Source organism: Nocardia sp. NPDC049149 (genome assembly GCF_043197455.1).
GTDB lineage: Bacteria > Actinomycetota > Actinomycetes > Mycobacteriales > Mycobacteriaceae > Nocardia.
Genome location: NZ_JBICTD010000004.1, coordinates 567736 through 587005, shown reverse-complemented (window position 1 = coordinate 587005; position 19270 = coordinate 567736). Strand labels below are relative to the sequence as shown.

Here is a 19270-nt window from a genome sequence, read left to right as displayed (position 1 = left end):
TCACCTGTCGCCGATCTCACAACCACAACCTGCCAACGCAATTCGATCGCGAACCCCGCGGCCAAGGGCCAGAGACCAGCCGCCGGGGCAGGTGCCCCCACCACGGGAGCCGCCACCGGCCAAGCCCAGCCCAGCCGCAGTCACGCCCGCCGCACCCCGGAGCCGTTGATCCGGGAGCCCTTGAATCGCGGGGCCCGCTAGGGCCCGAAGCTGGTCAGGAGCCGGGGACCCGCGCTAACCGCCGCTGTGCCCAGCGCTTCCGAAGCCTGCGTCAGGCGCTGCCATGTCCCCTTAGGCAGCTATCGCCTCGTCGAGTGGGCGAGGGTTTATGGGCGGGACATGGCGGAGAGTCGATCCGGTTGCCTGGGTGGTGGGGTCAGAGGGTGATGCCCAAGAGGGCGTCTGCGGCGGTGGCGATTGTGGTGGGGGCGTTGGTGTCGGTGCCGGCGTAGGTGAGGGCTTGGTGAGCCCAGTTGTCTATGGTGTCGAGGGCTTTGGGGGTGTCGAGGTCGTCGGCGAGGTGTTGGCGGAGGCGGGCGATGGTGTCGGTGGCGGCGGGGCCTGCGGGGAGGGCGGTGGCGCGGCGCCAGCGGTCGAGGCGGGCCTTGGCTTCGTCGAGGACTGCGTCGGTCCACATGCGGTCTTGGCGGTAGTGGCCCGCCAGTAGGCCGAGGCGGATGGCGGCGGGGTCTACGCCTTCGCGGCGCAGGGTGGATACGAGCACGAGGTTGCCCTTGGACTTCGACATCTTCTCGCCGTCCAAGCCGATCAGGCCGGCGTGCACATAGTGGCGGGCGAAGCGGCGGCCCGCGATCAAGGACTCGGCGTGTGCGGCGGAGTATTCGTGATGCGGGTAGATCAGGTCGCTGCCGCCGCCTTGGATGTCGAACTCGGGGCCGATCCGGTTGAGCGCGATCGCCGAACACTCGATGTGCCAGCCTGGCCGACCCTCTCCGAACGGTGCCTGCCAGGACGGCTCGCCGGGGCGTGCGGCCCGCCACAGCAGGGCGTCGATGGTGTCGCGCTTGCCGGGACGGTCGGGGTCGCCGCCGCGTTCGGCGAACAGCCGCTCCATCGTGGCGCGGTCGTACCCGGATTCGTAGCCGAACTGTTCGGTGGCGTCGGCGCGGAAGTAGATGTCGGGGAACTCGGCGTCGTCGACGATGTAGGCGGCACCCGAGGCCAGCAACTTCTGCACGAATTCGACGACCTCGTCAACGGATTCGATGGCGCCGACGTATTCGCGGGGCGGCACGATGCGCAACGCGGTCATGTCCTCACGGAACAGATCGATCTCTCGGCTGCCCAGATCACGCCAGTCCACGCCGTCGCGTTCGGCGCGCTCGAACAGCGGGTCGTCGACGTCGGTCACGTTTTGCACGTAGTGCACGTCATGGCCTGCGTCGCGCAGCAACCGGTTGACCAGATCGAAGGTGAGGTAGGTGGCGGCGTGACCGAGATGGGTGGCGTCGTAAGGCGTGATCCCGCAGACGTACATGGTGGCGGTGGCGCCGGGGGTCACCGGCCGCACCTGTCGGTCAGCGGTGTCGAACAACCGCAACGGCGGCCCTGCTCCGGGGATGGTGGGTAGGGCGATATCGGACCAGGACTGCATGTTTCAAGGTTAAAGGTGTGGTCGAGATCATCGTGCCGCGCCCCAGCCCAGTCAGCCCGCTGCGGCCCTGACCTGCCGGTCCCGACCTGCGGATTTCAGCAAATCATGGGATGTCAAGGTTTTTGCTCTCGCAGAATCAAGTGTCGGCGGTGGGGACATACAACCGCGTTGATGCACGTCACACCTCTACCAATCGCGACACCGCACCGAGCGCCACCACAGAAACTGCGTGTCCGGCGGGGTAACCCCACCCACGGGAAGGCGTGTCCGGCGACGGTAACCCCCACCCGCGCGAAGAGCAACGACCAATGACACGGACACCCATGATCGAGTGGGAACTGGTGGCGACATCAGCCGAGAAGCCACCAGTTCCCACTTTGCGCGAACACCCGATCCCCCTTACCCAGGCCACGAGCACTTCCCCAGCCCAGCAACCACGCGGGCACCATGATCAAGAGGCAATGGTGGCGGCATCGCCCGAGAAGCCCCCGCCACCAGAGCCCCCTCACCCGATGCACCCCACCCAATCCCACATACCGAGACCGCGCTTCCCTCGGAGACCGACAACCGCGGTCGACCCCCTCAACCCCGAATCCGCACCCTTTTCGGCGTATCCCACAGAGGTTCCATGCGGTTCACAGAGCCCACAGCCTCTGTGAACCGTATGGAACGTCTGTGAATTGCCAGGTGCGGATCCGAGAACGCGAATAGCCCACCGGCGCAGAGCACCACGATCGAATGAGTGCGGATTCGAAGTGTCTGATCGTGCAACCCCGGCAACCGCACACCTTTTGCCTTCGCGCATACGATTTTGTCGGCGATTCGCTGTGCGGGAAATCAGAAGGTGTGCGACTCAGAGTCTTTGACCTTGACGCGTTCGAAACGGGACCACAGCCAGATGACCCGGCTGGAACGAGAGGTCAGGTCACTGACTGCGGAGGTCAGCCGGGTACGGCAGGCGACGCAACCACGCTGATCCGGTGCATACCCCGAGACTGCCGCACTCACAGGAAACCGTAGAGCCGAGGAGTCTTTCAGCTTTGCCGTGCCACCGATCTTCGAGAGGTGATCTTGGGAATGTCGGCGTGAGAGAAATGGCGGTGTCGCAACCCGCGGCGCAACCACTTCTCTCACGCCAACGACGGTGAGCAACTACTTCTCTCACGCCGATAACGGCAACCAACCACTTCTCTCACGCCGATCCAGGACAAGCGCAGTTTCAGCACAACGTGCCAGCCCGCCGACGATGCAAACATGCACCCAATGCCGAACAGCACCGAAACCACCCCGCCGGCAAAACCTTTCAGAACGCCGGCCACGGAATCGGCCGAGACGTCCGCGGTATCGGCATCACCGGATCATCGAGCAACTCCTGCGTCCGATCCACCAACGCCTCGATCTCCGCATCGGTGATGTGCTCGGCAAGCTCGTCCGCCACATCCCCAGGCAGCTCCTTGGCAAACGCGGTGATGTCCTCAACAAGCGCCTCGCTCAACGCCTGCCCAGCCCACCCCCACAGCACCGTGCGCAATTTGTGCTCACTGTGCAAACAAATACCGTGATCGACCCCATAAACCTGCCCGTCGACACCTTCCAACGCATGCCCGCCCTTGCGGTCGGCGTTGTTGAGCAAAACGTCCAGCACCGCCATCCGCTGCAACCGCGGATCGTCGGCATGAATCAACGACACCTCGTTGCCCGCCGGATCCTGCGCCCGCAACACCTCACGAAAACCCGCAGGCACTGCACCGGGCGGACACAGATCGACCAGGTCGAGCCGATCACCATGTTCGGTGTGGTTGTCCACGCCGTCCACCCACCGCTGCACCATGCCCACCCCGTACGGCCCGTCGCGCAGAATCGTCTCCGGGATCACCCCCCACCCCAACGCCGCAGAAACCCGATACGAGGCCACCTCCCGACCTGCGAGCGTGCCGTCGGGAAAGTCCCACAGCGGCCGTTCCCCACGCACGGGCTTGTACACCACCCGCAGCGGCGGCTCGGCCTCGTCGAGGATGTCGCAGACCAGGGTCACGTTGCTGGCGGTGCTGATCCGCCCGATCACTGTCAGCTCACCGCTGTGCAGCCGGTCCCCGGCCCGCGTCACCGTTCACTCCTCTAGCTCGGCCGCGCCGAAGATGTCCCCGCGCTTGTATCCGTTGGTGCGCACGCACATATGCCCGCGCGACGACAACGGCTCCCCACACAGCGGGCACGGCGGGCGGCCCGCCGCGATCACGCGTGTCGAGCGCAACGCGAACTCGCGAGCCTGGATCGGGGTGAGGAACACCCGGACCGCATCCGGGCCTTCCTCGGTGTCGTCGAGCACCACGGACTCGTCGACCTCGGTCTCGGTGATCGCAAGCAACTCCACCACGACGGCATTGGCGTCGGCGTCCCAGCCGAGGCCCATGGTGCCGACCCGGAACTCGGCGTCGATCGGCGTCACCAGCGGAGCGCTGTCGCTGATGTCCTCGGCCTGCGGCGGCACCTCGGCGCCGAAGCGGCGGGCCACCTCGTCCAACAGCAGACCCATCCGGTCGGCGAGCACCTTCACCTGCTGCTTCTCCAGCAACACACTGACAACCCGCGGTTCCTGGACGGCCTGCAAGTAGAAAGCGCGATCGCCCGGCTCACCGACGGTCCCGGCGACGAAACGATCGGGGGTGCGAAATACATGGATTGCGCGTGACACATGCACCTCCTGATACGTGACCCTGATCGACTACCCACGGCGCTGGGATACAACGCCCATTACCGTGTACAAGGAATCTCAACGCTCCGCATTCCCATTATCCGCACTCCCGGTACCACCCAGCTCACCGCCGGGAATCGGTCCCGAGGTATCGGCATCGGCCTTGTCCGCTCCAGCATCCGGATTCGCCACGGGCGCAGGCGGAATCAACGCCGACAGGTCGGTGCCGGTGTCGTTGAGCCGCCACACGTACGGTGCGGTCGGGGTGTAGCGGACGACGCTGATCGACGCGGGCTCCACCACGATTCGCTGGAAGCCGTCCAAATGGATGCCCAGTGCGTCGGCGAGCACGGATTTGATGACGTCACCGTGGGTGCACGCCACCCACAGTGCGTCGCGGCCATGTTGCTCGGCCAACGCCCGATCGTGCTCGCGCAGCGCGGCTACCGCGCGGCTCTGCACCTGCGCCAAACCCTCACCGCCGGGGAACACCGCGCCGGAGGCGTGCCGCTGCACCACTTTCCACAGCGGCTCGGCCAGCAGCTCGGCGATGGGTCGGCCCGTCCACTCGCCGTAATCGACCTCGATGAGCCGATCGTCGAAGACCGGTTCCAGCCCGAACTTCTCCGCGAGCGGCGCCACAGTTCGCTGACAGCGCAACAGCGGCGAATGCACGATGCGTTCGATCGGGAGCCCGGCGAGGCGGTCGGCGACGGCCCTTGCCTGCTCTTCGCCGCGCTCGGTCAGCTCGACGCCGGTGCTGCGTCCGGCCAGAGTGTGGGCGGTGTTCGAGGTCGACACACCGTGTCGCAGCAGAATCACCGTCATAAAGCCAGCCTAGTCATGTGGCAGACACGACTCCGCCGGCCAGCAATCCCATCATCACCAAACCCAGCACGATCCGGTAGCCGACAAACCAGTTCAGCGAATGCTTCGCGACGAACTTCAACAACCACGCCACCGACGCGTAACCGACGAAGAACGCAAGCACGGTCGCGACAAGCAATTGCGGTCCACTGGCATTGAGTCCCTCACCGGCCGGTTTGAAAGCATCGGGGATGCTGAACAGACCCGATGCGGTCACCGCGGGAATCGCGAGCAGGAACGAGAACCGCACGGACGCTTCACGGGTCAACCCGAGGAACAAGCCCGCCGAAGACGTGGCGCCCGAGCGCGAAACACCGGGGATCAGCGCGAGGCACTGGGCGAAACCCATCACCAGGCCGTCGCGGGTAGTGAGCTGTTCGATCGGACGGAGTTTGCGTCCGTAATATTCGGCCGCCGCGATGACGAGCGCGAACGCGATCAGCATGAACGAAATCAGCCACAGATTACGGGCCGCGGTGCGGATCTCGTCCTTCAGCAAGTAGCCGATCAGACCGATCGGGATGGTGGCGATGATCACATACCAGCCGACGCGGTAGTCCAGCTGGCGCTGGGCCTCCTCGTCGAAGTAGCGGTCCGCCTCCGCCGACGTGATCACCGGCAGCCGGGTAGTGACCTGATCCGTGATCGGGACGGTCTCGCGCACCGCGTTCACCTTGCGGAACAGCACGGTGAACCAGGCCTGCACGATCCGCCAGATGTCCTTGGCGAAATACACCAGGACGGCGGCCTCGGTACCCAACTGGGTGACGGCCGTGAACGAGGCGCCCGCGTCGTCGCCGAAGAACACGCCCGACACGATCCGCAGATGCGCCGACGACGAGATCGGCAGGAACTCCGTCAGCCCCTGCACCAAACCGAGCACCAGCGCCTGCACCCAGGTCATCGATTCGCCTGTCATGCAGCCTCCTGGTCTCTCATGCGCCGCCTCCGTGTGGTTGGTGTACCGAAAGAACTGTTCCGCCTAGGCAATTCGCGAGGCGCACCTCGTTGCTCGCCGCCACAATCCCGCAGCGACAGTACAGTGTCGACGCGGGTACGGCATGCTCGGCTGCGGCATCGTCGGCAGTAACCCGGTTCGCCGCAGGCGGTTCGGTGCGGTAGTCGGCTGCCACGAGCGTGGCGATCGGTGCAGCCGCCACGCGGTCATGCTGGACCTGAGCGAAGCGACGCGTAAGCATGGCCGTGCACGCTCTAGGCTTGGCGGCGTGACGATTGTGCGGGCACGGTGATGGAACAGCGGACGGTTGGCCGCAGCGGTTTACGGGTGTCCAGGATAGGGCTGGCGACTCACACGTGGGGTTCGCACACGGACGCCGACGAGGCTGCCGTGCAGTTGGTGGCGTTCGTCGAAGCGGGCGGCACGCTCGTCGACACCTCGCCCGCCTACGTGGGTGGTGGCGCGCAGCGGATTCTGGCCGAATTGCTCGGCGATCTCGTGTCCCGCGACGATCTCGTCCTCAGCGGATGCGCGGGCGTCGCGCCCCACGTGCTGCCCGCGCCCGCAGGGCCTGCCGTGCCGCAACCGACACACGCCGCGGTGGACACCTCACGACGCGCGCTGCTGCGTCAGCTCGACCGGACGCTGCTCGAGCTCGGCACCGACCATCTCGACATCTGGAATGTCGCGGTCTGGGATCCGCGGACCCCGCTCGACGAGGTCGCCGCCACCCTGGAACAGGTGGTGCGGGCAGGGAAGGTGCGCTACGCGGGAGTCCGCGGTTTCAATGCCTGGCAGCTGGCCAGCCTCGCCTCCGTCGTCCCGCTCGGTGCCGCGCAGACGCCGTATTCGCTGCTGGCTCGCAGTGCCGAAACCGATTTCGTGCCCGCCGCGCTGCACCACGGCGTCGGCGTGATCGCGTCGGCGCCGCTCGCGGGCGGCATCCTCACCGGCAAGTACCGCGACGGTGTGCCCGCGGACTCGCGCGGCGCGGACGAAGCCACCGCCGCCGAAATTCGCAGCAGACTCGATGAACGCGCGACCCGCGTGGTCGATGCGTTGGTCACCGCCGCCGACGGTTTGGGCACGTCACCCCTGGCCGTCGCGCTGGCGTGGATTCGTGATCGTCCCGGTGTCACGAGCATGATCGTCGGCGCGCGCGATATCGGCCAGCTCACCGGCGTGCTCGCCGCTGAAACGCTTGAACTCCCCCGCGCTATCGCCGCTGCCCTCGACGACGTCAGCGCTCGCACCGAATAACCGGGTGAGTCTGCACGACTGGTACATGACGGAGGGCTCGCACGGCGTGTCGCCACAGTCATGTACCACTCGCGCTGACAGGCGCCCGAGGACGTCATGGCCCCGACTGACTGACGCCCGATGACGTCAGCGCCCGCACGGAAAAGCTCACCGCCGGGCGGTCCGGGCCACGAGTGGCACATGACGGAGGCCTCCCGCGGCGTGTCGCCACAGTCATGTACCACTCGCGCTGACAGGGGCCCGACGAGGTCATGGCCCCTGCTGGCGGACGACCGATGACGTGAGCGCGTGTGCGGAATAGCGCAGCGACGCGTCGGACCGGGGCCACGAGTGGTACGTGACGGAGGGCTGGCACGGCGTGTCGCCGCAGTCATGTGCCACTCGTGGGGGCGGGTCGGTGTTGGGTGGGTGTGGGGCGGTGGGTGGGACGTCTTAGGCTGGCCTATATGAGGTGTGCGAGGGCGGAGGAAGCGGGCGGGCGGGGTCGGCGGGCGGGGTCGGGTCGATCTTGGTGGGCGCGCGGGGTTCTCGCAATTCTTGCGGTGAGTCTGGTGGTGGGTGCGGCTGGTTGTGGGAAGGACAGTTCCGCTTCTACCGCTGGGCAGCGTGGGCCCGCCACTGCGACGTTGACCGATCTCGATCCGACGCCGGTCGGGCCGCTGCCGACGCCGACGCTGCCTGCGACGGTGCGTTCGTTCGATGGGACGGACGTGACCGTCACCGATGCCGATCGCATCATCGCGGTCGATCGGTACGGCACCCTCGCACAGATTGTCTGGGCGCTCGGGATGGGACCCAAGCTGGTCGGGCGCAGCACCAGCGCCGCGTTTCCCGCGGTTCGCGAGGTGCCGAACGTGGCAGGTGGCAACGGCATGTTGAGCGTGGAATCGCTACTGGCGCAGCGGCCTTCGGTGTTCTTGACCGACACCGTCAGCGTCACGCCCGCGATTCGTGACCAGCTCAAGGCGGCGGGCGTCACCGTGGTGTACTTCGATCCGCAACGCACGATGGACGGTGTGGTCCCGCAGATCGAGGCGGTCGCGAGCGCGCTCGGTGTGCCGGAACGCGGGCAGGCGCTCGGGCAGCGCACCCGCGACGAGATCGCCGCCGCCACCGCCGCGGTGCCCAAGCAGGATCCGGCGCTCACCATGGCGTTCCTGTACTTGCGTACCACCTCGATCGCGTTTCTGGCCGGGCCGGGTTCCGGCGCGGACGCGCTCATCGCCGCGCTCGGCGGCAAGGACGCGGGCGCCGCGTTGCAGGAACCGTTCGTTTCGATCACCAGCGAAGCCATGATCGCGGCCGCACCCGATCTGCTGATCGTGATGTCCGATGGCTTGAAATCCGTTGGGGGCGTGGACGGTTTGCAGAAGATCCCCGGTATCGCGCAGACTCCGGCCGGGCGCAACAAGCGCGTCGTCGACATGTCGGACTCGGTGCTGTTCAGCTTCGGCCCCAACACCGGCAAGGTGATCGCGGCCCTGAGCAAGGCCATCTACGGCCCCGTTCCCGCATGATCAACGCTGCCGTCCGTGTCCACACGACCCACGCTCCCGACCGCGCGCATACGAGCAACGCTGCCCACCATGCCCGCATGATCGACGCTGCCGACCGTGCGCATATTGCCAGCACTCCCGAATGCGCCCGCACGACCGACGCTGCCCACCATGCCGACGCGACCGGCGATCCTGACCGCGCTCGCATGACCGAGACTGCCCACGCCGCGTGCACGACCGACGCTGCCGACCACGCCTGCGCAACCAACACTCCCCACCGCGCCCACGCGACTCACCATGCCCGCACGACCGGTGCTGCCGACTATGCCTCCACAACCAACGCTCCCAGCCGCGCCCAGGCGACCGACCATGCCCGGATGACCAGCGCGGCCCACCATGCGCGCATGATCAACGCTGCCGACCGTGTCCATGCAAGAGTCGGGGTGCGCTTGGCATACCGTGCCCTCATGTCAGTCCACTGGGGTTGTGGGATCGAGCGGGCCAGCGCGGCGGAAACTGTGGGCGCATGATGGAATCCGCCGCCACCGAGACGAAAGCGGCTGTGGCAGTGGAGCCGCCGGCCGCGCCTAAGTCGCGGCGGCGGTCGCGGACCACGATGGCGTTTGTGGTGGCGATCGCCGGGTTGATTGTGTTGGCGCTTGTTTCCGCGGCGATCGGGCAGGTGCCTACGACGCCTGCTGAGGTGGCGGGGAGTGTGTTGCATCGGATCGGGCTCGATTGGGGGCCGATGCCTGCTCATCCCGCGGGCGAGGTCACCTTGTGGGAGGTGCGGTTCCCTCGGGTGCTGTTGGCGATGCTGGTGGGTGCGGCGCTCGCGACGGCAGGCGGGCTCCTGCAAGGCGTGTTCGCGAATCCGCTCGCCGAACCCGGGGTGATCGGGGTGTCGGCCGGTGCGGCGGTCGGTGCGGGCACCGTCATCGTGATCGGTGGCGCGTTCGTCGCCGCTTGGTCGGTGGCTGCCGCCGCGTTCGTTGCCGGGCTGGCGACCACCTTGCTGGTCTATGTGCTCTCGCGCTCCAACGGACGGACCGAGGTGGTCACGTTGGTGCTCACCGGGGTCGCGATCAACGCCTTCGCGGGCGGGCTGATCGCCTACCTGCTGTTCGTCGCCTCCCCCGCCGCGCGGGATCAGCTCGTGTTCTGGCAGTTGGGTTCGCTCAACGGCGCCAACTGGGATTCGGTGACCATCGTCGCCTGCCTCACGGCCGTCGGCGTCACCGCTGCCATTCTCATCGCGCCACGACTGGACCTGCTCGCGCTCGGCGAAGCGGCCGCCCGAAACCTCGGCGTCGACGTGGAACGCTTGCGGCGCAACGTCATTCTGGTGGTTGCGCTTCTCGCGACCGCAGGCGTCGCGTTCAACGGCATCGTGCTGTTCGTCGGCCTCATCGTCCCGCATCTCGTCCGCATGCTGGTCGGACCGGCCCACCGCGTGCTGATCCCGCTCAGTGCGATCGTCGGCGCAGTCGTCCTGCTGGCCGCCGATGTCGGCGCCCGCTCGCTGGTGCACAACGCCGACCTCCCCCTCGGCATGCTCACTTCCCTCGTCGGCGGACCCTTCTTCTTCTGGCTGCTGCGCCGCACCCGAGCACGGGCCGGAGGTTGGGCATGAGCGGGGTTCGGCAGCTGGGTGGGGTGTTCGCGCGGACGCACGAGTTGCCCGAAGCGCCGCAGAAGGGCGCGGTCACTTTGCGGGCGCGGGGGGTGAGTATTGAACGGCGGGGTGCTAACAGTGCGGGGCGGCGTGTGCTCGATGGTGTCGACTTCGATGTTGTCGCAGGGGAAATCGTTGCGTTGGTCGGTCCCAACGGGGCGGGTAAGTCGACGTTGCTTGCGGCGTTGGCCGGGGAACTCACGCCGAGCGCGGGGACGGTTGAGCTGGAAGGGCAGGCGTTGACGCATTGGTCGACGCTGGATATGGCGCGGCGGCGGGCGGTGCTGCCGCAAACGCACACTGTCGGTTTCCCTTTCACCGCTCGCGAGGTGGTTGCGATGGGGCGGGCGCCGTGGTTGCGCACCGAGCGGCGGGCACTCGACGACGAGCGCATCGCCGCCGCGATGGCGGCCGCCGACGTGGAACACCTTGCCGCCCGGTCGTTTCCGACCTTGTCCGGTGGTGAACGGGCCCGCGTCGCGTTGGCTCGAGTACTGGCGCAGGACACCGGAACTCTACTGCTCGACGAACCGACTGCCGCGCTGGATCTCGGCCATCAGGAAGCGGTGCTGCGCCTTGCCACTGCGCGTGCCGCGGCAGGCGCCGCTGTCGTTGTCGTCCTGCACGATCTCGGCATTGCCGCCGCCTATTCGGATCGTGTCGCCGTGCTCGACGCGGGTCGCATCGCCGCGGACGGCCCACCACGCGAGGTGCTCACCACCGCGTTGCTCAGCCGCGTCTACCAGCATCCGGTCGAGGTGTTGAACCATCCGGTCACCGGCGCACAGCTGGTCCTGCCTATTCGACGCTGAACACCCACTACGGCAGCGCCTCCCGAACCCACGGTCACGACCAACGCCAGCACCACGAACATCAGTCGCCCAGTGGTGAATCCGACCGACTCAGCGCCACATCAGCACCACGGTCACGACCAACGCCAGCACCACGAACATCAGTGGCCCAGAGGCGAATCCGATCGACTCAGCGCCAGATCAGCTTCAACACCGCAGGCGTCAGCAGCATCCGAATCACCGTGGCATCGAGGATCAGCGCGGCGATCATCCCGTAGGCGATGTATTTCATCAACACCAGATCCGAGAACCCGAACGCACCGGTGACGACGATGAGAATCGCTGCAGCAGAAGTGATCACGCTACCGGTATGGGCGATGCCGTACCGGATCGCCTCGGGCGGGTCCGCACCACCGCCCCGCGCCTCGGCCACCCTGGACAGCAAGAACACCTCATAGTCGGTCGACAGACCGAACACCACGGTCACGATCAACGCCAGCACCGCGAACATCAGCGGCCCAGGAGTGAAATGGAAGAACCCCGCCCCGTGCCCTTCGACGAACACCCACGTGAGCACCCCCATCGTCGACACCAAACTCAACGCGCTCATCGCAACGGCCTTGACCGCCAACACCATCGACCGGAACGCGGCGTACATCAGCACCAATGCCGCCGCCGCAAGCAGCGCCACCAGCACCGGCAGCCCGGCCAGCAACCCGTTGATGCTGTCGCGTTCCAACGCGGGCACCCCGGCCACCATGACGTCCACCCCCGGTGGTTCCGGTATCGCCCGCAATGCGTTGATCACCCGGTCGGAGTCCTGCTTGTCGGCCAGCCCGGCCTGTAGCACGTTGACGCCGTCCTTGGTCGCCACCGACGGCTCGAATCGTCCGGTGAGCCCGGGGATCTGGCTCGCCGCGTACCGAATATCGCTGAGCTGCTCCGGGTTCGCGCCCAGCACAACAAGTTTCAGCGGTTCGGTGCGGAAACTGGGGAACAGTTCGTCGAATCGCTCCTGCGCCACCCGCGCCGGATTCTGCGCGCCGAGATATTTCTCACTGATCCCGCCGAACTCGATGTGGCGGATCGGAATACTCAACGCGAGCAGCACCAGCACGATCGGCACCGCTACCGCCCACGGCCGCCGCATCGACCACTGCGCCAGCCTGGAGAAGAATCCCGCGTCGATCTGCGCCTCGGTCTGGGTGCGGGAGAACCGTTTCCACCCGAGCAGATCGATGCGCCGCCCGGCGATGCCGAGTGCGGCGGGCAAGGCCGTCACCGAAAGCAGCGCCGCCAACAGCACGGAACTGATGCCCCCGTAGGGCACCGACCGCAGCACCCCGTTCGGGAAGATGAACAGCGCACCGAGACTGACCGCGATGATCGCCGCCGAGAACAGCACCGTGCGCCCAGCAGTGGCGACGGTGCGTGCGGTCGCCTCCTCGACGGTCCGCCCGGCGGCGAGCTCCTCGCGGAATCGGGTGACCGTGAAAAGTCCGTAGTCGATGGCCAATCCGAGACTGACCAACGTCATCACCGTGCTGGCGAACACGTTCACGTCGATGAACTCGGTGAGCCCGCGCATGATTCCGGCGGTGCCCATGATCGTCATGCCACCGATCAGCACCGGAAGCAACGCACCGACTACCCCACCGAACACGAAGTACAACAGGAGCGCCACCAACGGCAGCGCGATCAGCTCGGCACGGTGAATGTCGTCCTGCATACCGGTATTCAGGCCGGCGAGCACCGGCTGCAACCCGGCCAGCTGCACCGTGGTGCCGCCGGGTCCGCCACCGGCACGCCCGGCACCGAGGTGGTCCTTGATCGCCGAGTAGTTCTCGACGGTCGCGGTCCCTTCACCCCGCAACCCGACACTCGCGAACGCATGGGTGTGCGAGGCATCGGTGGCGTTCGCCGCGAACGGGCTGTCCCAATAGCTGTCGATCTTCAGGATGTTGTCGGGAAACTTCGCGAGTAAACCGTTCAGCGCACCGGTCACCGCGCTACGCACCGCCGGATCGTCGACGGTGGTCCCGGCGGGCGCGGTGTAGAGCAGGATCAGGTCGCTGTCGGTGTCGCGCCCGAAGGTGGCGTCGGCGATCTTGGAGGCCGCCACCGATTCGCTGGTCTCGTCGAACCAGCCCTCCTGCGTCAACCGATCCGCGAGGCCACGCCCGTACAGCCCGGACAGCACGACCGCGAGCGCGAACACGCCGAGGACAACGAACCGGTGCCGGTAGACCCACCGACCCCACCGCAGCAATCCGGAGTGCACCTTCGAATCCCCTTGCGGCACTGCGCGTACCGAGGGCGCGCTGCGTAAGTCGGACACCCGGGTCAGCCGCAGGCCGCGGTGCGGTAGTCGGCCGAACGCAGGATCCCGCACAGGTCGGTGCGCGAGATCTTCCACTTACCGTCGTGCAGCACGAAGTGCACGACGGTGGTGCGCACCGCGGACCCCGACCCGTCTTTGTCCAAGCGCATCGTCGCGGTGAGCGTGCCGTCGTGGTTGTCGAACACCGGGTCGGTGACCCCGTAGACGGCGCGCGGATTGTCTTGCAGCGCCTTGTACATGTCCGGGATCGCCGTCTTGAACGCGTCGCCGTCCTCGATGAGGTCGGTGCGTTCGCTGTCGGGCAGCGCGGGGTCGAGCGCCCGCTTGATCTGCGCGTCCAGCTGGGCAGCCGTCGGCAGCGGCGGGTGCGCGGCGATCGAGGAGGTGGTGACCGAGGCGGACAGGGAAGCATTGGCCGCCGAACGCGCGGCGTCGACGGCCGCCTCGTCCGGCCCGGTGCTGCAGGCGGCGCAAGCAAGCAGGACGAGGGTGGCCGTGGTCAGGGCGCATCGTGTGTATGGCATCCCCATCTACATACCATCAATCACGGAACTGATCCGACCGAGCAACGCGCGCACAGTTGTCACGTCACGATTCGGGACCGCGACCGGCGCGGCGTCGGGGATCAGGTCCCGGACCAACGCGACGACGCTGCGTTCGTCGTCGAGGTCGATATCGGTGACCCGCGCCTCGGCGACCGCGACGACATCCTCCGGGCTCGGCACCGCGCTGGTGAGGTCGGGCCGGTAGATCTCCAGCGTCAGCGTGGATCGGACCGTACGAAACGCGTAGGGCCTGCCATCTCCGGTCGTCCCGAACCCATGAGCGAACGGACCAACGGTTATGTCATCGATGGCAAAGCCCGACGTATGGTCGGCTATCAACCGGATCTCCCTGATTTGGACACTGATTCAACTCAACGGTAACGCCCGTCACCCACATTCTCCCCCAGCCGACACCCCGGTAGGCCGTGGTGTTGCGCCATCATGGTCAGATGGTGACGTTGCGGTTTATTCGTCGGTAAGAAGGAGTTCGCTGGATGCGCCCTCGCGGCTGGGTTCAAGTGGCGGCGTCAATGGCATTCGTCCTGCTCACCGGATGTTCCACCAGCTCCAACGGTGACAACCTGCCCACCAGGGACCCCGCCGTCGCCGCGACCGCGCCCGCACCGACCGCCGCACCCGCAGGCGAGGTCACCCCACTCGGCACCCCGATCGCAGGCCTGTTCGCCGAGGCGAGCACCGGCCGGCTGACCGCACTCGACGTCGGCACCTCGAAGAGCAGCACGCTGCTGGTCATCGATCCCGCGAAACTCGCAGGCACGCCCAGTGTCGACGCTGTCTCCCTCCCTGCCCCCGGCGTCGCCATCAGCCAGGGCAAACCCGGCGAAGTATTGATCCCGGCCGCCAAACGAATCCTTCGCGTCGACCTCGCCACCCGCGCGGTCACCGAAGTCCCGGTCGCCGGCGATGCCCGCTCGGTCCAATACCTCGACGACGGCAGACTGCTCGTCGGCACCGCCGACGGCAAGGTCCGCACCCTCTCCCCGCAGGGCGCGGTCGTCTCCACCGTCGACGGCCTCGCCTCCGCCGACGCGCTCACCTACACCGACCACCGCGTCACCGTGCTCGACCGCCGCCAGACCTCGGTCACCGAGATCGAGCCGGGCAAAGACGGCCTCGGCCTGTCCCTTCGAGCAGGCGACGGCGCAACGACGATGATCTCCGATCGGTTCGGCCGGATCCTGGTGACCGACACCGCGGGCGGCGAACTGTTGGTCTTCAGTGCCGCACCTCTCGTCCTGCGTCAGCGGTTCCCGGTAAACTCTTCCCCTTACGCGCTTGCCTACGATCAGCGGTCCGACACCGTGTGGGTGACGTGCACGCAGAGCAACGAAGTCGTCGGATTCGACCTGTCGACGGGTATACCGAAAGAGGTGGGACGGTACGCCACCGTCCGGCAGCCGAACTCGGTGACCATCGAGCAGCGCACCGGTGACATGTTCGTGGGGTCCGCGACCGGCGACGGCCTGCAGCGGATCCGCGCGGACGATCGGAAGAGAGGGCACTGATGACTCGGGCAACGCGCGCGGAGGATGAACCGGCAGCACACGAGCCGGCCGACCGGCAGACGCGGCGACGCGGCCTGCCTGTCGGCTGGGAAACCACCAGTGACGATTATGAATACGTGCCGCTGCGACTGCCGCCGGACGTGACCAGAGTGACCGCGTCCATGCGGCTGGCCATCCAGGCCGAGTTCGGGGGCTGGGAGCTGTCCCGCGTTCGTGCCTACACCGACGGCAGCCGCCGGGTGCTGCTGCGCCGCCGAAAGACCGCGCTACCCCAGCCGGAACCGGGAATGTGAGCTGATGTACGCCCTGCTATTACGCCTGATGTTCCTGGTTCCGCCGGAACGCATCCACCACATCGTCTTCGCCACCATGCGCTTGGCCGCGCGTTTCGCGCCGAGCCGCGTGGCGATGACCAAGCTGCTTGCGGCCGACGATCCGATCCTGCGCAACACCGCGTTCGGCATCGACTTCCCCGCGCCGCTCGGCTTGGCCGCTGGCTTCGACAAGAACGCCGACGGCGTCGACGCGTGGGCGCCGCTCGGTTTCGGTTTCGCCGAGATCGGCACGGTCACCGCGCAGGCCCAGCCGGGCAATCCCGCGCCGCGCCTGTTCCGGCTGCCCGCCGATCATGCGCTGATCAACCGCATGGGCTTCAACAACTTCGGTGCGTCGGCCGCCGCCGAGCACCTGCGCGGGCGCCGCGGCGACGTGCCGATCGGCGCCAATATCGGCAAGACGAAGATCGTCGAAGCGGCCGAGGCCGCAGGCGATTACGCGATCAGCGCGGCGCTGCTGGGTCCGCTCGCCGACTTCGTCGTCGTCAATGTCAGCTCGCCGAACACTCCGGGTCTGCGCGATCTGCAGGCCGTCGAATCGCTGCGGCCGCTGCTGCAGGCGGTGCTCGACAGCGTCGAGGTGCCGGTGCTGGTGAAGATCGCGCCCGACCTGTCCGACGAGGACATCGACGCCGTCGCCGATCTCGCCGTCGAGCTCGGCCTCGCGGGTATCGTCGCCACCAACACCACCATCCGCCGCGACGGCCTGCGCACGCCCGCCGCCGAGGTCCAGGCGATGGGCGCGGGAGGGCTGTCCGGTGCGCCGGTCGCCGACCGTTCTCTCGATGTGCTGCGCCGGTTATATCGCCGGGTCGGCGATCGCGTCGTGCTCATCTCGGTCGGCGGTATCGAATCTGCCGATCAGGCCTGGGAGCGGATCCAGGCGGGCGCTACGCTGCTGCAGGGCTACACCGGCTTCATCTACGGCGGCCCGTTCTGGACCCGCAAGATCCACCGCGGCCTCGCGGAGCGCTTGCGCGCCAACGGTTATCAGAACATCGCCGACGCCATCGGGGCGGAGCACACCGCCAACGCCTGAGGTCGCCGCCCGTTCCGAATGGTGGAGGATCGCGGCGGGATCGGGCCTGCGCGGCCTATTCTGGTTGGGGCACAACCCAACAGGCACCCGAGGGGGCGGCGCATGGTCTCCGGGGATCGAGGCGTGCTCACCATCATGGGCGACGCCGTTGTCGACCACATCTACCGCACCGACCGATTGCCTGCCGAGGGCAGCACGGCGCGTGGGCGTTTCGAGGAGCACTTCGGCGGCAAAGGTCTCAATCGCGCGGTCGCCGCGGCCCGGCTCGGGTTGCGGGTCCGCCTGATCAGTGCGGTCGGCGGTGACGTCGCCGGTCGGCGCATCATCCGGTATCTGAGCCGCCAGGGCGTCGACACCGAACTGGTCAAGGTGGTGTCGGGTGAGTCGACACCGGTGGTCGCCGTCATCATCGCCAGCAGCGGCGCCACCGGCATCATCGGTGACAGTGATGCCGCGGTCCGGTTGAGCCGCGACGACCTGCGCACGCCCGCTGCGCGTTCCGCGCTCACGACCGCCGACGCGGTGCTGCTCACCTTCGAGCCACCGATCGCCGTGGTCGAGCAGGCACTCGCGGTGATCCGCCCTGGGCGCGGACGGCCGCGGCTGCTCGTGCAGGCCACGCCGTCGACGGATGCGCCGCAGTACATCTCCAAGTACTTCGGCAAGATCGACTACCTGATCGGAACCCGCAGGGAGCTCGCCGATTTGGTGGCCGAGCCGGGGCGGTCCGCCGCAACACCGCTGCCCGACTTCGGTTTCGAGATCGCGCCGCAACTGCTCGCCCAGGGCGTCGGAAATGTCTGCGCCGTGGAACGATTCGAATGCAGCGTGCGCTCGACGGCATTGAATCTCGATGTGCCCCGCTCCCTTGCGGCGCTGCTCGAGGATTCGCCGGGATCCTATGCGGCCTTCGGCGCCGCCCTCGCCTACCGGCTGGTCACCAACGAGCGCCCCGCCGACCGAGCCGATTTCGAGTGGGCCACCGCCGCGATGGCCGCGACCCAGTCGTTCGGCGACGTGTCCGACGCCATGCCAGCGGTCGACGAGATCGATCGGATCGCCGGATTACCAACGCTTTCCGACGGCCACGACTGACCGACCGTGCTCAGTGCACATACGGCGGTTCGACGACGTGCTTGCGCAACGGATGCGACCTGGCCCGCCCGCGCGGCACCGGCTCGCCTTCCGCGGACCGGCCCTGGTTCAGCCGGGCCGCAATCCGCTTGGCCAGCAACACAACCGCCTGCTCCCAGCGGATGCCGACCACCTCGGCGCAGGTCTCGATGACCGACTGGGTCCGCAAGTCCTGCGCGGCCGACAGGTCACTCAGCAGTTCGTCGAGCTCCATGCCCGCGCGCGCCTGCGCCTCGGTCAACGTGCGCTCGGGCAGCCAGCTCAACCGCCAGCCCGTCACGCTGCCCGGCTCCCTGAACGCCCACTCCGGGGTCTTGTCACTGGTCATGGTGAATGCGGTGGTGTGCACAGTCATCGCTGCCTCCGGTGTAGCAGTTCGATCATTGCGAATGCCTCCTGTCGTGCATCCGCTGGTGCAGCACAGTGGTGGCCCGCTGCACCGTGATTCCCAGGACCGCGGCCAGTGTCTCGGCCCGCTCCTGCGTCGATGGGTCCCCGGTGGGGTGACCGCCGGTGGGGTCGGTGGCCGCCGAGCCGTTGCGGCTCAGCAGCTCGTCCAATTCCATTCCGGCTCGGGCTTGTTCGTGGCTGAGCCGGTGTGGCAACCAGCTCAGGCGCCATGCCGATGCCTCGTGACCCGCCACCCGCCACGCCCATTCGGGGGTGTCGCTGCTCGTCATCGCCCGGCTGTTCTCGTAGATCGTCACGGTTGCCTCCTCCGCGGAGGAGCCACCGACGCGCCTGCTTGGGGGTGCGAAGCCGGACCGACCCGTGCGTGCGGTCGGTCCGGCAGGCTTCCCGGGGAAGCGGTGCGCGCGACGGCTGGATCTGGATGGGATGCGGGGGCAGGCGAGCGCGCGTGGCCCGCCTAGTCCGTGACCAGGTTCGGCTCGAGGTCGGTGTCGGAGCCGTTGTGTCGGTCTGGCTTTCGCCGCCTGCACTGCCGAATCAGGAGAACGATTTTCATCTCCGGGTCCCCTCCCGAGGTGGCTG

Annotated in this window: 19 protein-coding genes; 9 read left to right on the top strand and 10 right to left on the bottom strand. The window is 67.4% G+C overall.

What is annotated here, in order from left to right; all coding sequences use genetic code 11:
• Positions 1 to 376: 376 nt before the first annotated feature.
• From mshC to ACGFNJ_RS18350, 5 genes are all read right to left on the bottom strand, one after another.
• On the bottom strand, positions 377 to 1615 hold the full coding sequence (gene mshC / locus ACGFNJ_RS18370) for a cysteine--1-D-myo-inosityl 2-amino-2-deoxy-alpha-D-glucopyranoside ligase (protein ID WP_393448970.1): 1239 nt from the start codon (positions 1613 to 1615) through the stop codon (positions 377 to 379).
• Positions 1616 to 2918: 1303 nt separating this feature from the next.
• Positions 2919 to 3722, bottom strand: coding sequence for an SCO1664 family protein (locus tag ACGFNJ_RS18365; RefSeq protein WP_393448967.1), 804 nt, complete (start codon positions 3720 to 3722; stop codon positions 2919 to 2921).
• Between the two features lie 3 nt (positions 3723 to 3725).
• Positions 3726 to 4310: a DUF3090 domain-containing protein gene (locus tag ACGFNJ_RS18360; protein ID WP_069166636.1), complete on the bottom strand. Its 585-nt coding sequence runs from the start codon at positions 4308 to 4310 to the stop codon at positions 3726 to 3728.
• Between the two features lie 78 nt (positions 4311 to 4388).
• Positions 4389 to 5138 (bottom strand): histidine phosphatase family protein, encoded by a 750-nt coding sequence (locus tag ACGFNJ_RS18355; RefSeq protein WP_393448963.1) that lies wholly within the window; start codon positions 5136 to 5138, stop codon positions 4389 to 4391.
• Between the two features lie 13 nt (positions 5139 to 5151).
• The gene (locus tag ACGFNJ_RS18350; protein WP_393448960.1) at positions 5152 to 6096 is read right to left on the bottom strand and encodes an undecaprenyl-diphosphate phosphatase; all 945 of its coding nucleotides are present in this window, start codon (positions 6094 to 6096) and stop codon (positions 5152 to 5154) included.
• A 330-nt stretch (positions 6097 to 6426) separates the two neighbouring features.
• Between ACGFNJ_RS18350 and ACGFNJ_RS18345 the strand changes: the two genes are divergently transcribed.
• The 5 genes from ACGFNJ_RS18345 to ACGFNJ_RS18325 all read left to right on the top strand — a co-directional run bounded on the left by ACGFNJ_RS18345 (position 6427) and on the right by ACGFNJ_RS18325 (position 11378).
• On the top strand, positions 6427 to 7395 hold the full coding sequence (locus tag ACGFNJ_RS18345) for an aldo/keto reductase (RefSeq protein WP_393448957.1): 969 nt from the start codon (positions 6427 to 6429) through the stop codon (positions 7393 to 7395).
• Between the two features lie 446 nt (positions 7396 to 7841).
• The gene (locus ACGFNJ_RS18340) at positions 7842 to 8912 is read left to right on the top strand and encodes a hemin ABC transporter substrate-binding protein (protein WP_393448954.1); all 1071 of its coding nucleotides are present in this window, start codon (positions 7842 to 7844) and stop codon (positions 8910 to 8912) included.
• A 77-nt stretch (positions 8913 to 8989) separates the two neighbouring features.
• The gene (locus ACGFNJ_RS18335) at positions 8990 to 9421 is read left to right on the top strand and encodes a hypothetical protein (RefSeq protein ID WP_393448951.1); all 432 of its coding nucleotides are present in this window, start codon (positions 8990 to 8992) and stop codon (positions 9419 to 9421) included.
• An 86-nt stretch (positions 9422 to 9507) separates the two neighbouring features.
• Positions 9508 to 10524 (top strand): FecCD family ABC transporter permease, encoded by a 1017-nt coding sequence (locus tag ACGFNJ_RS18330; RefSeq protein ID WP_393450033.1) that lies wholly within the window; start codon positions 9508 to 9510, stop codon positions 10522 to 10524.
• A complete protein-coding gene (locus ACGFNJ_RS18325) occupies positions 10521 to 11378 on the top strand; it encodes a heme ABC transporter ATP-binding protein (RefSeq protein ID WP_393448948.1) in 858 nt (285 codons plus the stop codon). The genes ACGFNJ_RS18330 and ACGFNJ_RS18325 overlap by 4 nt, the downstream gene beginning before the upstream one ends.
• 169 nt (positions 11379 to 11547) lie before the next feature.
• Here the strand turns inward: ACGFNJ_RS18325 and ACGFNJ_RS18320 are convergent, their stop codons facing one another.
• From ACGFNJ_RS18320 to ACGFNJ_RS18310, 3 genes are all read right to left on the bottom strand, one after another.
• Complete coding sequence (locus tag ACGFNJ_RS18320) at positions 11548 to 13638, bottom strand: MMPL family transporter (protein ID WP_393448945.1); 2091 nt, start codon at positions 13636 to 13638, stop codon at positions 11548 to 11550.
• A 62-nt stretch (positions 13639 to 13700) separates the two neighbouring features.
• On the bottom strand, positions 13701 to 14222 hold the full coding sequence (locus ACGFNJ_RS18315) for a hypothetical protein (RefSeq protein ID WP_393448942.1): 522 nt from the start codon (positions 14220 to 14222) through the stop codon (positions 13701 to 13703).
• A gap of 6 nt (positions 14223 to 14228) precedes the next feature.
• Positions 14229 to 14582 (bottom strand): hypothetical protein, encoded by a 354-nt coding sequence (locus tag ACGFNJ_RS18310; RefSeq protein ID WP_393448939.1) that lies wholly within the window; start codon positions 14580 to 14582, stop codon positions 14229 to 14231.
• Between the two features lie 191 nt (positions 14583 to 14773).
• Between ACGFNJ_RS18310 and ACGFNJ_RS18305 the strand changes: the two genes are divergently transcribed.
• The 4 genes from ACGFNJ_RS18305 (at position 14774) to ACGFNJ_RS18290 (ending at position 18238) form a co-directional block, all read left to right on the top strand.
• The gene (locus ACGFNJ_RS18305; protein WP_393448936.1) at positions 14774 to 15769 is read left to right on the top strand and encodes a hypothetical protein; all 996 of its coding nucleotides are present in this window, start codon (positions 14774 to 14776) and stop codon (positions 15767 to 15769) included.
• The gene (locus ACGFNJ_RS18300; protein WP_393448933.1) at positions 15769 to 16062 is read left to right on the top strand and encodes a DUF5703 family protein; all 294 of its coding nucleotides are present in this window, start codon (positions 15769 to 15771) and stop codon (positions 16060 to 16062) included. The genes ACGFNJ_RS18305 and ACGFNJ_RS18300 overlap by 1 nt, the downstream gene beginning before the upstream one ends.
• A gap of 4 nt (positions 16063 to 16066) precedes the next feature.
• The gene (locus tag ACGFNJ_RS18295; protein ID WP_393448930.1) at positions 16067 to 17143 is read left to right on the top strand and encodes a quinone-dependent dihydroorotate dehydrogenase; all 1077 of its coding nucleotides are present in this window, start codon (positions 16067 to 16069) and stop codon (positions 17141 to 17143) included.
• A 102-nt stretch (positions 17144 to 17245) separates the two neighbouring features.
• Positions 17246 to 18238: a PfkB family carbohydrate kinase gene (locus ACGFNJ_RS18290; protein ID WP_393448927.1), complete on the top strand. Its 993-nt coding sequence runs from the start codon at positions 17246 to 17248 to the stop codon at positions 18236 to 18238.
• Positions 18239 to 18248: 10 nt separating this feature from the next.
• Here the strand turns inward: ACGFNJ_RS18290 and ACGFNJ_RS18285 are convergent, their stop codons facing one another.
• Both ACGFNJ_RS18285 and ACGFNJ_RS18280 read right to left on the bottom strand, forming a co-directional pair.
• Positions 18249 to 18632, bottom strand: a complete 384-nt coding sequence (locus tag ACGFNJ_RS18285) for a hypothetical protein (protein WP_393448924.1) — start codon at positions 18630 to 18632, stop codon at positions 18249 to 18251.
• 25 nt (positions 18633 to 18657) lie between these two features.
• Positions 18658 to 18984 (bottom strand): hypothetical protein, encoded by a 327-nt coding sequence (locus tag ACGFNJ_RS18280; RefSeq protein ID WP_393448921.1) that lies wholly within the window; start codon positions 18982 to 18984, stop codon positions 18658 to 18660.
• Between the last annotated feature and the right edge of the window lie 286 nt (positions 18985 to 19270).